The sequence below is a fragment of the Clavibacter michiganensis subsp. insidiosus genome (genome assembly GCF_002240565.1).
Taxonomy (GTDB): domain Bacteria; phylum Actinomycetota; class Actinomycetes; order Actinomycetales; family Microbacteriaceae; genus Clavibacter; species Clavibacter insidiosus.
In genome coordinates, this window is record NZ_MZMO01000001.1 from 2175752 (window position 1) to 2187798 (window position 12047).

A 12047-nucleotide genomic window follows, 5' to 3' on the forward strand; every position below is an offset into this window, starting at 1 on the left:
GGGTCAGCGCGTCCGTCCGGCGGCGCTCAGCGGCACGGCGGTCGACGCGACGATGCGCTCGAGGATCTCGACCACGGCGGCCTGGCCCCGACCGCGCTGGCCGAGCGCGCGGCCGGTCGCGACGAGCCGGTGCGCGAGCACGGGCGCGGCGAGGGCGTCGATGTCGTCGGGCAGCACGAAGTCGCGCCCGTCGAGCGCGGCGCGGGTCTTGGCGGCGCGGATGAGCTGGAGGGTGGCGCGGGGGCTCGCGCCGAGGCGGATGTCCTCGTGGCCGCGCGTGGCCTGCACGATCGCGACGGTGTAGCGCGACACGGGGTCGGACACGTAGACGCCGCGGGCCGCGTGCATCATCGCGTCGAGGTCCTCCGCGTCGACGACGGGACGCAGCTCGTCGAGCGGGCTCACGGTGTCGCGCGAGCGGAGCATGGCGAGCTCCGCGGAGGCGTCGGGGTAGCCCATCGAGATGCGGGCCATGAAGCGGTCGCGCTGCGCCTCGGGGAGCGCGTAGGTTCCCTCCATCTCGACCGGGTTCTGGGTGGCGACCACCGTGAAGGGCTGCTGCAGCGGGTGCGTCACCCCGTCGACCGTGACCTGCCCCTCCTCCATGCACTCGAGGAGCGCCGACTGCGTCTTGGGGCTCGCTCGGTTGATCTCGTCGCCGATGACGATGTTCGCGAACACGGCGCCCGGCTGGAACTCGAAGCGGTGGTCGGCCTGGCTGTAGACGGAGACGCCCGTGACGTCCGAGGGCAGGAGGTCGGGCGTGAACTGGATCCGGTTGACGGTGCAGTCGACGCTGCGCGCGAGCGCCTTGGCGAGCATGGTCTTCCCGACGCCCGGCACGTCCTCGATGAGGAGGTGGCCGCCGGAGAGGAACACGGTGAGCGCCATGCGGGTGGCGTCGTGCTTGCCGGACATGACGGAGTCGATGTTCGCGAGGATGAGGTCGGCGAGCCGGCGCACCTCCTCCAGCGGCATGGCGGGCGCCCCGTGGGTGCGGTCGGCCTGACGCGCGGCGGCGCGGATCCGGGCGGGCGGCTGTCCCGACCCGGCGTGCAGGGGGACGGACTCGGACTCGGGACTCGTCACGGAGGTCCTCCAGCGTCGTGGGCGTCTTGGCAGCGTACGTCAGGGATCCGGGCGCGTCCGGCCCGCCTCCGGGGGCGGACATGCCGGGTAGCGTGGTCGCCCGTGCACCCTGCTCCGAACGCCGCCGTCCCGCGCCCCGCCGGCCGTCCGTCGTGACCCGCATCGTCGCCGGGTTCGCCGGCTCCCTGGTCCTCCGCGTGCCCCGGACGGGCACGCGCCCCACGAGCGACCGCGTGCGCGAGGCCCTCTTCTCCGGGCTCGAGGCCCGGGACGCGCTCGACGGCGCGCGCGTCCTCGACCTGTACGCCGGATCCGGGGCCCTCGGCCTCGAGGCCGCCAGCCGCGGTGCGCGCGAGGTCGTCCTCGTGGAGCGCGCGGTGCCGGCGGCCGCCGTCTGCCGGTCGAATGCGGGCATCGTCGAGCGCGCGGCGCCGCGGGGTGGCGAGCCGCGGATCCGAGTGGCCGCCCAGAGCGTGCGCGCCTTCCTCGCGGCCGACCGCGGCTCCTACGACGTCGCGTTCCTGGATCCGCCGTACGAGGTCGGCGACGCCGAGCTGGCGGAGGAGCTGGCCGCGCTCGTCCCGCGGCTCGTCGACGGGGCCGTGGTCATGGTGGAGCGCAGCGCGCGCTCGGCCGAGCCGGCGTGGCCCGCGGGGATCGCGCTCGACCGCAGGAAGGCGTACGGCGACACCGTCGTGTGGTGGGCGGTCGCCGGATCGCCCGACGACGAGGACCTGCCGGACGGCGCGGACGAGCCCGCGTCCTAGCTGTACCCGGCCATGACGTTGGTGACACTTCGGGGCGTGTGAGGAGGCCTCCTGGCTTGATGGAGCTGTCTAGTTCTGCCACTGCCAGGAGGCCTCGATGTCCCACGCTAATGCTCGTCTGACGGTTCACGGGAGGGTTCTCCTCGTGCGGCGGGTGGTCGAGGATCGTCGGCCGGTCTCGCATGTCGCGCGCGAACTCGGTGTGTCGCGTCAGTGCGCGCATCGGTGGGTGAATCGGTTCCGGTCCGAGGGCTTCGAAGGCTTGTCGGACCGGTCCTCGAGGCCGAGACGGGTGCCGACGAGGACGAGCCCGGAACGAGAACGAGCCGTCGTGGAAGCGAGGACCCGATTGCGATCAGGTCCTGCCCGGTTGGCGCCGGTGACCGGTGTTCCAGCCCGCACGATCTCCCGCATCCTGCGGCGGCACGGGGCACCGCCGTTGGCATGGTTGGACCCCGTCACCGGGGCCGTGATCCGGGCATCCCGGTCGACGGCAAACCGGTACGAGCATGAGCATCCCGGCGACCTGATCCACGTCGACGTGAAGAAGCTCGGCCGGATCCCGGACGGCGGCGGCTGGCGGGCGCATGGCCGCAGCGAACAGGTTCGTGGTCGTGGGATCGGGTTCGATTACGTCCACGCCGTGGTCGATGACCACACCCGCCTCGCCTACGCGGAGATCCACCCGGACGAGAAGGGCGTGACCGCGGCAGGGTTCCTGACCCGGGCCGCGGCGTACTTCGCCGAGCACGGCATCACCCGCATCGAACGGGTCCTGACGGACAACGCGTTCGCCTACCGGCACTCGGCCGCGTTCCAGAACGCGGTCACGCAGCTCGGTGCGAGGCAGAAGTTCATCCGCCCGCACTGCCCCTGGCAGAACGGCAAGGTCGAACGCTTCAACCGCACCCTCGCGACCGAGTGGGCCTACCGGCAACCCTTCACCAGCAACCAAGCCAGAACCGACGCCCTTGATCCGTGGATCCAGCACTACAACACTGAACGAATCCACTCGAGCCACGGGCTGACGCCCGCGGCCCGAGTGTCACCAACGTGATGACTCAGTACACCTAGCGCGCCCCGTCCCAGTCGGCGTACGGGTCCCAGCCGCCGAGCGCCGTGCGCGGTCCCGCGTACGTCGCGCCGTCGACCGTGACGGCAGGACCGTCGGCCGTCGGGGCGGCGACCACGCCGATCGGGCGGAACGGCCCCGGCAGCGGCGCGCCCGCCGGGAACGCCGCGACGAGCGCGTGGTCCTCTCCCCCGGTGAGCACGAGGTCGAGGGCCGCCGGCGGCAGCGACGGGTGCGCGGCGGCGACCCGGCGGGCGTCGTCGGCGAGGGCGGCGGATGCGAGGTCGATGCCGACGCCGCTCGCGCGGGCCATGCGGCCGAGGTCGAGGAGGAGCCCGTCGGAGACGTCGAGCATCGCCGTGGCGCCGGCGCGCGCCGCGTCGACCCCGGCGGTGAGCGGTGCGACCGGCGCCAGCTGCGCCTCGACCGCGGCGGGGTGGGACGCCCGCAGCGCCCGGGCGAGCGCCGCGTCGGGGACGAGGTCGCCGCGCGGTGCCGCGCTCGTGGCCAGGTCGAAGAGGAGGCGGACGCCGGCCGCGGCCATGCCGAGCGCGCCGGCCACCGCGATCACGTCGCCCGGTCGCGCGCCGGAGCGCAGCACGGGGTCGCGCCCCTCGAGGTCGCCCGTGGCCGTGACCGTGATCACCAGCGCGTCCGACACGGAGAGGTCGCCGCCCACGACGCCGCACCCCGGCGCCTGGAGGACGCAGCCCTCCCGCAGGCCGTCGGCGAGGGCCTCGAGGTCGGCGACCGGCGTGCCCGCCGGGGCCGCGATGGCGACGAGGAGCGCGGTCGGCCGGGCGCCCATGGCGGCCACGTCCGCGAGGTTCGAGGTCGCCGCCCGGCGTCCGAGGTCGTGGGGCGTCGACCAGGCGCGGCGGAAGTCGGGGCCCTCGATCATCATGTCGGTGGTGATCACGAAGCGCCCGTCGGGCGCCCGCACGACCGCGCAGTCGTCGCCCGGACCCACCTCGGCGTCGTCCGCGGCGGGCAGGTGGGGCAGGATCCGCGCCAGGGTCGCCAGCTCCCCCGCGCTCCCGAGGGTGGCCGTGTCGCGCGCGGAGGGCGTCCCAGGAGTCGTCACGACTGCCACGGTAGCCTGATCGCGATGACTCCCCGCCGCCCCGCCCGCGCCCTGCTGCGCCCCGCCGCCGCCGCGGCCGCCGCGTGCGGCATCGCCCTCGCCGTCGCCGGCTGCGCCCCCACGGTCTCGCTCGAGGCGGCCCCCGCCGCCACCGATCCGCTGTGCGCCGACGTGGTCGTCCACCTCCCCGCCCAGCTCGGCACCGCGCCGCTCCGCGAGACGGACGCGCAGGGCACGGGCGCGTGGGGCGATCCGCAGAGCACCGTGATCCTCCGCTGCGGCGTCGCGACGCCCGGCCCCACCACCGACGCGTGCATCAGCTACGACGACGTCGACTGGGTCGAGGACGACTCGCGCGCCCCCGACATCCGCTACACGACCTACGGTCGCACGCCCGCGGTCGAGGTCGTCATCGACTCCACGCAGGCCAGCTACACGGCGCTCACCGACCTCAGCGGCGTCGTCGCGGTCATCCCGCAGACCGCGAAGTGCGTCAGCGCGCAGGACCTCGGGGACGCGCCGCCTCCGGGGAGCTGACCGGGAGCGATCCGGTCGGCACGGATCCCGTGCCTGCGACGCGCCCGCGTGCGGCTCCGACCGCGCGCCGTGCCCCGCGCTCGTCGAGCACCCGCGCACCCGTCCGCCACCAGCGCAGCCACGGCAGCTCGCCCGGCCAGTGCACCGTCAGCGACGCCATGCCGCGGCTCATCCGGAGCGGCAGGGTCGACGGCCGGGTGAGCGGCCGCATGCTGATCCCCATGCCGAGGTGCGGGTCGAGCACGATGCGGTGCTCGGGACCCAGGTGCACGGACAGGTCGATGTCGTCGTGCAGGTGCGTGCCCTCGCGGTGCACCTCGTCGCGCACGGCGAGCCAGGCGTCGCGGCGGAGCCCGAAGTTGGATCCGAACAGCGGTGGGTGCCCGAGCGCGAGCGTCACGGACGCGAAGTACGCGCCGAGGTAGGCGACCGCCGCGACCCCGCGGAGCGCGCGCGGCCCGTCGAGGAACCGCGCGGCGCCGGTGACGGCGGCGACGTCGGGACGGGCGGCGAGCACGTCGCCGAGCCGCTCGATCCAGTCGGCCGGCGGCACGCAGTCGGCGTCGAGCCGGGCGATGACCTCCGAGCGCGCGGCGTCGTAGCCGGCGGACGCAGCCGCGGGGATCCCCAGCACGGGCTCGTGCACGACGCGCGCGCCCGCCTCGCGCGCCACGTCCGCGCTGTCGTCGCGGGACGCGTTGTCGACCACGACGACCTCGTCGGGCGCGACGGTCTGCCCCGCGAGGGCCCGGAGGCACGAGCGCAGGTGCCCCGCGTCGTCGCGCACGGGGATGACGACGGAGACGGTGGGGCGCACGGGCGTCGCCGGACGCGTGGCCGCCGCCGGACGCGGTGACGACGTCCGGTCCCCGAGCCGCAGGAGCCGGCCGGGTCGGGCGTCGGGATGGAGGCGAGGCCGGGCGACGTATCGTCCTACGAGCATGCGCCCGAGCCTAGGCTCATCGCTGCGCGACGACCGGGGTCAGGCGCGGGCGCCATCCGCCTCCCACGCGAGCGCCACGTCCAGCAGGCGCGAGATGAGGTCCGGGTACGCGAGGCCCGAGGCCTCCCAGCACGCGGGGAACATCGAGATGGGCGTGAAGCCCGGCATCGTGTTGATCTCGTTGAGCACGAAGCCGTCGGCCGTGAGGAAGAAGTCCACGCGCGCGAGCCCCCGGCCGTCGACGGCGCGGAAGGAGCGGATCGACAGCTCCCGCAGCTCGGCGAGCTCGGCGTCGGTGACGTCGGCGGGGCACACCAGGTCGATGCCGTCCGCCCCGAGGTACTTCGCGTCGAAGTCGTAGAAGTCGCGGCCGGACACCACGATCTCGCCCGCGACGGAGGCGCTGGGCTCGCGGCCCGGGCCCTCGTCGAGGATCGCGCACTCGACCTCGCGGCCGACGAGGCCCGACTCGACGAGCACGCGGTCGTCCTCCCGGAAGGCGACCTCGAGGGCGGCGTCGAGACCGTCGGCCGCGGCGACCCGGCTCACGCCCACACTGGATCCGGCGCGGGCCGGCTTCACGAACGCCGGCAGCCCGAGCGCGGCCGCCCGCTCCCGGACGCCCGCGGGGTCAGCGGCCCACTCGTGGCGCGAGACCGTGACCCACGGCGCGACCGCGATGCCCGCGGCGCTCAGGATGGTCTTCGCGTAGTGCTTGTCCATGCCGAGCGCGGAGGCGAGCACGCCGGATCCGACGTAGGGCAGGCCGGCGAGCTCGAGCATGCCCTGCACGGTCCCGTCCTCGCCCTGCGTGCCGTGCAGGATCGGGAACACGAGGTCGACCCGGCCGAGCGAGCGCTCGGTGCCGTCCGCGTCGCGCACCGTCAGCTCGCGGCTCCCCGCGTCCTCGGGCCAACGCACGCGCGTGCCGTTGTCGGACACCTGCGGCAGCGCGTCGGCGTCGAGGGCGAGGGCGGAGGCGTCGTCCTCCTGGAGCGTGAAGGCCCCGGCCGGCGTGATGCCCACGGGGATCACCTCGAACCGCTCCCGGTCGATGGCGCCCAGCACGCCGCTCGCGGTCGCGCAGCTGATGGAGTGCTCGCTGGAGGTGCCGCCGAAGAGCAGCACCACCCGGATCCGTGCGGTCATGGTCACTCCCCCTGGGGCGTGTCGTCGTCGGTGGTCAGGTGGGGCGCGATGTCGCGCGGCGACAGCGTGCCCGCCAGCACCTGCGACACCTGCTCGACGATCGGCATGAGCACGTCGCGCTGGCGGGCGAGCTCGAGCACGGGCGCCACGGAGGAGAGCCCCTCGGCCGTCTGCTGCATGCTCTTGACGACGTCGGTGAAGCTGTAGCCCTGGCCGAGCAGGCGGCCCGCGGTGTTGTTGCGCGACAGCGACGACTCGCACGTGGCGATGAGGTCGCCCAGTCCCGCGAGCCCCGCGAGCGTCTCCGCGCGGGCGCCGTAGGCCACGGAGAACGCGGTCATCTCGGCCAGGCCGCGCGTGATGATCGACGCCTTCGTGTTCTCGCCGTAGCCGACGCCGTCGACGATGCCCACCGCGACCGCGATGAGGTTCTTGAGCACGCCGCCGAACTCGGTGCCGATCACGTCGGTGTTCACGAACGAGCGGAAGTAGGGGCTGCGGGCGATCTTCGCCACGCGCTCGGCCGTCCCCTGGTCCGCGGAGGACACCACGACGGCGGTGGGCTGCTCGCGGGCGATCTCGAGCGCGAGGTTCGGGCCCGACGCCACGGCGATGCGCTCCGGGACGATGCCGAGCACCTCCGCGATGACCTCGCTCATGCGGAGGCCGGTGCCCTTCTCCACGCCCTTCATGAGGCTCACGACCACCGCGTCGGAGGGGATGAGGTCGCGCGCCGCCTCGAGGTTGGCGCGCAGGGTCTGGCTGGGCACGGACACGAACACGTCCGTGGCGCCCTGGAGCACGCGCTCGAGCGACGGGTCGGCGGTGAGCCGCTGCGGCAGGTTGATCCCCGGCAGGTAGTCGCTGTTGCGCTTGGCCTCGGTGATCTCCCGGGCGAGCTCGGGCCGCCGGGCCCACATGACGACGTCGTTCCCGCCGTCGGCCATCACCTTCGCGAAGGTGGTGCCCCAGCTGCCGGCGCCGAGGACGACGATGCGACGCCGCTCCCCTGCGCTCGGGTCGGGTGCCGATGCGGCGGGTGCGGGGGTCGGGCGCGCGGTCGCGTCACTCAAAACGGCCGGTCTCCTTCTGGTTCTTCGAGCGGGGATCCCACCGCTCGGTCGGGGCGGTCTCGCCGCGCAGCTCCTCCACGAGCTGCGTGATGGCGGCCATGACGACGGCGGTCGCCTCGGTGAGGGTCGCGGAGTCGAGGCTCCGGTCGCGGAAGCGGTCGAGGTCGACGGGCTCGCCGATGACGACGTGGATGGTCTTCCGCGGGAAGAGCCGCACGCGCTTCGAGTAGCGGCCCATGAGCTGCTGCGTGCCCCAGTGGGCGGCGGGGATCACGGGGATCCCGGCCTGCAGGGCGAGGCGCACCGCGCCGGTCTTGCCGCGCATGGGCCAGAGGTCGGGGTCGCGCGTGAGCGTCCCCTCGGGGTAGACGACGACGATGCGGCCGTCGCGCGCGAGGTCCGACGCGGCCTCGATGGCCTGCCCGCCGCGGACGCCGCCGTCGCGCTGCACGGGGATCTGGCCGGAGCGGCGGAGGAACCAGCCCACCACCGGCACGTCGAAGAGCGACGCCTTCGCGAGGAAGCGGGGCTGGCGCCCGAGCTTCCACGCCACGGCTCCCATCACGACGGGGTCGATCTCGCTGTAGTGGTTCGGCGCGAGCACGTACGAACCCGTCCGCGGCAGCCGCTCGGGGCTCCGGATCTCGAACCGCACGGCCGCGTTGAGCACCGGCAGCACGAGGGCGGCCAGAACCCAGAAGATCGACGGTCGGGCTTTCTCGTTCGCCATGGATCCTCCGGTCGGGTCGCGGTCGTCGTCGGTCGCCCGTCGGGATCCGCCCGAGGGAGGGCCGGGCGCGTCCCTCGTGGACGCGCCCGGCCGGCGTGGGCGGCGCGGGCACCGCCGGCGAGGCTATCCCTCGTAGGAGAAGTCCGCGCCCAGCTGGCGCAGCTTCCCGATGAAGTCCTCGTAGCCGCGCGAGATGATCCCCACGTTGCTGACGGTGGACCGGCCCTCGGCCGTGAGCGCGGCGATGAGGTGGCTGAACCCGCCGCGCAGGTCGGGCACGGTGATGTCCGCGCCGTGCAGGTGCGTCGGCCCGGTGATGACCGCGGCCTGCTCGAAGTCGCGGCGCGCCACGCGGCGCTCGTGGCCCTCGAGGCCCTCCTTGTGCACGACGATGTCGGCGCCCATCTCGTTGAGCGCGTCCGTGAACCCGAAGCGGTTCTCGTACACGGTCTCGTGGATGATCGAGACGCCGGGCGCCTGCGTGAGCGCCACGACGAGCGGCTGCTGCCAGTCCGTCATGAAGCCGGGGTGCACGTCGGTCTCGATGACCACGGGCTTGAGGTCGCCGCCCGGGTGGTAGAACCGGATGCCGTCCTCCTCGATGTCGAACGCGCCGCCGACCTTCCGGAACACGTTGAGGAAGGTCATCATCTCGGCCTGGCGCACGCCGCCGACGAAGATGTCGCCGCCGGTCGCGAGCGCGGCGGACGCCCAGCTCGCGGCCTCGTTGCGGTCGAAGAGCGCACGGTGCGTGTAGCCCTCGAGGCGGTCGACGCCCTCGATGAGGATCACGCGGTTCGGCTCCACGGAGATGATCGCGCCCATCTTCTGCAGGATCGCGATGAGGTCCATGATCTCCGGCTCGATGGCCGCGTTCTTCAGCTCCGTGATGCCCTTCGCGCGCACGCCCGTGAGCAGCACCTGCTCGGTCGCGCCGACGCTCGGGTAGGGCAGCTCCACGTTCGCGCCCTTCAGCCCGTCGGGGGCCGTGAGGCGGATGCCGCTCGGGAGCTTCTCGACGACGGCGCCGAACGCGCGCAGCGCGTCGAGGTGGAAGTCGATGGGGCGGTCGCCGATGCGGCAGCCGCCGAGGTCGGGGATGAACGCCTCGCCGAGCCGGTGCAGCAGCGGGCCGCAGAACAGGATCGGGATCCGCGAGCTGCCCGCGTGCGCGTCGATGTCCGCCATGTGGGCGCTCTCGACGTCCTTCGGGTCGAGGATGAGGTCGCCCTCCTGCTCGCCCTTGCGGAGCGTGACGCCGTGCACCTCGAGGAGGCCGGATACGACGCGGACGTCGCTGATGTCGGGAACCGAGCGCAGGAGGCTGGGGCTCTCGCCGAGGAGCGAGGCGACCATGGCCTTCGTGGCCAGGTTCTTGGCCCCGCGCACCTCGATGCGACCGCGCAGCGGGATGCCGCCGTTGATCACGATGGAGTCGGACAGGAGGCCCACCCGCTCCCCCGCCTTCTTGGCGTCGCTGACTAGTGAGTTCATTCAGTTCTCCAGAGCTGCCGGCCGGGCCGGCAAGGTGCGCGGGCGCCATGCGGCCCGTCGTGATTCGAAGGTGGTGATGGCGTCCTCGTCCCGGAGGGTGAGGGCGATGTCGTCGAGCCCCTCGAGGAGCCGCCACCGAGTGTATTCGTCGATCTCGAACGGGACGGTCAGGCCGGGTGCCGTGGCGATCCGCTCGACGAGGTCGACGGTCAGGTCGAGTCCGGGCTCCGCGTCCATCGCGGCCCACAGCCTCTCGACGTCGTCCTCCGCCACGATCCCCGTGAGGAGGCCCTGCTTCCCGGAGTTGCCTCGGAAGATGTCGCCGAACCTCGGGCTGAGCACGGCCCGGAAGCCGTAGTCGCGCAACGCCCACACGGCGTGCTCGCGGGACGAGCCCGTGCCGAAGTCCGGACCGGCGACGAGGACGGTGGCGCCCTCGTAGACCGGCTGGTTGATGAAGAAGTCGGGATCCTGCCGCCACTGGAAGAACAGCGCGTCCTCGAAGCCCGTCTTGGTGACGCGCTTGAGGAACTGGGCGGGGATGATCTGGTCGGTGTCGACGTTGGACTGCTTGAGCGGCACGGCGGTGCCGGTGACGCGGCTGATGGGCTCCACGGCTCAGGCCCCCTCTCCGACGGCGGCGGCCTGGCGGATGGACGCGGCGTCGACGACGCCGTCCTCCTGCAGGTCCCACGGGCTCGAGAGCGTGCCGCGGATCGCGGTGGCCGCAGCCACGAGCGGCGACACGAGGTGCGTGCGACCGCCCTTGCCCTGGCGGCCCTCGAAGTTGCGGTTGCTCGTGGAGGCGCAGCGCTCGCCCGGCGCGAGCTGGTCGGGGTTCATGCCGAGGCACATGGAGCAGCCGGCGAAGCGCCACTCGGCGCCGAAGTCGGTGAACACCTTGTCGATCCCCTCGGCCTCGGCCTCGAGCCGCACGCGCGCGCTGCCCGGGACGACCATGACGCGGACGCCCTCGGCCTTGGTGCGGCCGCGCACGATCTCGGCGGCGGCGCGCAGGTCCTCCACGCGGCTGTTCGTGCAGGAGCCGATGAACACGGTGTCGACCGCGATCTCCTTCATGGGCGTGCCGGGGGCGAGGTCCATGTAGGCGAGCGCGCGCTCGGCGGCGGCGCGCTCGTTCGGGTCGGCGACGGCCGCGGGATCCGGCACGGGCTCGCTGAGCGAGACGCCCTGGCCGGGGTTCGTGCCCCACGTGACGAACGGCTCGAGGGTGTCCGCGTCGAGGAAGACCTCGGCGTCGAACACGGCGTCGTCGTCGGTCGCGAGCGTGTCCCAGTACGCGACGGCCTCGTCCCAGTCGGCGCCGGTCGGCGCGTGCGGGCGGCCCCGCAGGTAGTCGTACGTGGTCTGGTCGGGGGCGACCATGCCGGCGCGGGCACCCGCCTCGATCGACATGTTGCAGATCGTCATGCGGCCCTCCATGGAGAGCGAGCGGATGGCGCTGCCGCGGTACTCGAGCACGTAGCCCTGCCCGCCGCCGGTGCCGATCTGCGCGATGACCGCGAGGATGATGTCCTTCGCCGTGACGCCGGGGCGCAGCGTGCCCTCGACCGTGACCGCCATGGTCTTGAACGGCTGGAGCGGCAGCGTCTGCGTGGCCATGACGTGCTCGACCTCGCTCGTGCCGATGCCGAACGCCATCGCGCCGAACGCGCCGTGCGTGGAGGTGTGCGAGTCGCCGCAGACGACCGTGATGCCCGGCATGGTGAGGCCGAGCTGCGGGCCGACGACGTGCACGATGCCCTGCTCGAGGTCGCCGAGCGAGTGCAGCCGGATCCCGAACTCCTCCGCGTTCTTGCGGAGGGTGTGGATCTGCGTGCGGCTCGTGAGGTCGGCGATGGGCCGGTCGATGCCGACGGTCGGGGTGTTGTGGTCCTCGGTCGCGATGGTGAGGTCCGGGCGGCGCACGGGGCGGCCGGCGAGGCGGAGGCCGTCGAAGGCCTGCGGGCTGGTGACCTCGTGCACGAGGTGGAGGTCGATGTAGAGGAGGTCGGGCGTCCCGTCCTCCCCTTCGGCGACCAGGTGGTCGGCCCACACCTTCTCGGCCAGGGTCTTCGCAGGCTGCACGGCTCTCCTCATGGCAGTGGC

The 12047-nt window shown here is 73.4% G+C and carries 12 protein-coding genes; 3 read left to right on the top strand and 9 right to left on the bottom strand.

Features of this window, described 5'->3' with window-relative positions:
- Positions 1–3: 3 nt before the first annotated feature.
- A complete protein-coding gene (locus B5P21_RS10540) occupies positions 4–978 on the bottom strand; it encodes an AAA family ATPase (protein ID WP_094171417.1) in 975 nt (324 codons plus the stop codon).
- Positions 979–1241: 263 nt separating this feature from the next.
- On the opposite strand from B5P21_RS10540, the gene rsmD reads away from it, so the two are divergent.
- Positions 1242–1856: a 16S rRNA (guanine(966)-N(2))-methyltransferase RsmD gene (gene rsmD / locus B5P21_RS10545; RefSeq protein WP_045527478.1), complete on the top strand. Its 615-nt coding sequence runs from the start codon at positions 1242–1244 to the stop codon at positions 1854–1856.
- Between the two features lie 97 nt (positions 1857–1953).
- Positions 1954–2913, top strand: a complete 960-nt coding sequence (locus B5P21_RS10550) for an IS481-like element IS1122 family transposase (RefSeq protein WP_045526244.1) — start codon at positions 1954–1956, stop codon at positions 2911–2913.
- Between the two features lie 13 nt (positions 2914–2926).
- Here the strand turns inward: B5P21_RS10550 and B5P21_RS10555 are convergent, their stop codons facing one another.
- Entirely contained in the window at positions 2927–4012 is a 1086-nt protein-coding gene (locus B5P21_RS10555) for a thiamine-phosphate kinase (protein ID WP_045527477.1), read from the bottom strand.
- Positions 4013–4036: 24 nt separating this feature from the next.
- On the opposite strand from B5P21_RS10555, the gene B5P21_RS10560 reads away from it, so the two are divergent.
- Positions 4037–4549, top strand: coding sequence for a DUF3515 family protein (locus B5P21_RS10560; protein ID WP_045527476.1), 513 nt, complete (start codon positions 4037–4039; stop codon positions 4547–4549).
- Here the strand turns inward: B5P21_RS10560 and B5P21_RS10565 are convergent.
- The 7 genes from B5P21_RS10565 to leuC all read right to left on the bottom strand — a co-directional run bounded on the left by B5P21_RS10565 (position 4506) and on the right by leuC (position 12038).
- Complete coding sequence (locus B5P21_RS10565) at positions 4506–5492, bottom strand: glycosyltransferase family 2 protein (protein ID WP_236688823.1); 987 nt, start codon at positions 5490–5492, stop codon at positions 4506–4508. The genes B5P21_RS10560 and B5P21_RS10565 overlap by 44 nt on opposite strands.
- Before the next feature lie 39 nt (positions 5493–5531).
- Positions 5532–6641, bottom strand: a complete 1110-nt coding sequence (locus B5P21_RS10570; protein WP_045527474.1) for a D-alanine--D-alanine ligase family protein — start codon at positions 6639–6641, stop codon at positions 5532–5534.
- Positions 6642–6643: 2 nt separating this feature from the next.
- The gene (locus tag B5P21_RS10575) at positions 6644–7714 is read right to left on the bottom strand and encodes an NAD(P)H-dependent glycerol-3-phosphate dehydrogenase (protein WP_106408793.1); all 1071 of its coding nucleotides are present in this window, start codon (positions 7712–7714) and stop codon (positions 6644–6646) included.
- Positions 7707–8444, bottom strand: a complete 738-nt coding sequence (locus tag B5P21_RS10580) for a lysophospholipid acyltransferase family protein (RefSeq protein ID WP_045527473.1) — start codon at positions 8442–8444, stop codon at positions 7707–7709. The genes B5P21_RS10575 and B5P21_RS10580 overlap by 8 nt, the downstream gene beginning before the upstream one ends.
- A gap of 123 nt (positions 8445–8567) precedes the next feature.
- Positions 8568–9938: a UDP-N-acetylglucosamine 1-carboxyvinyltransferase gene (gene murA, locus B5P21_RS10585; RefSeq protein ID WP_045527471.1), complete on the bottom strand. Its 1371-nt coding sequence runs from the start codon at positions 9936–9938 to the stop codon at positions 8568–8570.
- Positions 9939–10553 carry a 3-isopropylmalate dehydratase small subunit gene (gene leuD / locus B5P21_RS10590; protein WP_045527470.1) on the bottom strand — a complete coding sequence of 205 codons (615 nt, stop codon included), beginning with the start codon at positions 10551–10553 and terminating at the stop codon, positions 9939–9941. It lies immediately after the preceding gene.
- Between the two features lie 3 nt (positions 10554–10556).
- The gene (gene leuC, locus B5P21_RS10595) at positions 10557–12038 is read right to left on the bottom strand and encodes a 3-isopropylmalate dehydratase large subunit (RefSeq protein ID WP_045527468.1); all 1482 of its coding nucleotides are present in this window, start codon (positions 12036–12038) and stop codon (positions 10557–10559) included.
- Between the last annotated feature and the right edge of the window lie 9 nt (positions 12039–12047).

Coding starts and splice junctions, on each gene's coding strand:
- B5P21_RS10565 (WP_236688823.1), bottom strand. CDS start 5,492: ATGCTCGTAGGACGATACGTCGCCCGGCCTCGCCTCCATCCCGACGCC.
- leuC (WP_045527468.1), bottom strand. CDS start 12,038: ATGAGGAGAGCCGTGCAGCCTGCGAAGACCCTGGCCGAGAAGGTGTGG.
- B5P21_RS10570 (WP_045527474.1), bottom strand. CDS start 6,641: ATGACCGCACGGATCCGGGTGGTGCTGCTCTTCGGCGGCACCTCCAGC.
- B5P21_RS10580 (WP_045527473.1), bottom strand. CDS start 8,444: ATGGCGAACGAGAAAGCCCGACCGTCGATCTTCTGGGTTCTGGCCGCC.
- B5P21_RS10550 (WP_045526244.1), top strand. CDS start 1,954: ATGTCCCACGCTAATGCTCGTCTGACGGTTCACGGGAGGGTTCTCCTC.
- B5P21_RS10560 (WP_045527476.1), top strand. CDS start 4,037: ATGACTCCCCGCCGCCCCGCCCGCGCCCTGCTGCGCCCCGCCGCCGCC.
- B5P21_RS10540 (WP_094171417.1), bottom strand. CDS start 978: ATGCCGCTGGAGGAGGTGCGCCGGCTCGCCGACCTCATCCTCGCGAAC.
- murA (WP_045527471.1), bottom strand. CDS start 9,938: ATGAACTCACTAGTCAGCGACGCCAAGAAGGCGGGGGAGCGGGTGGGC.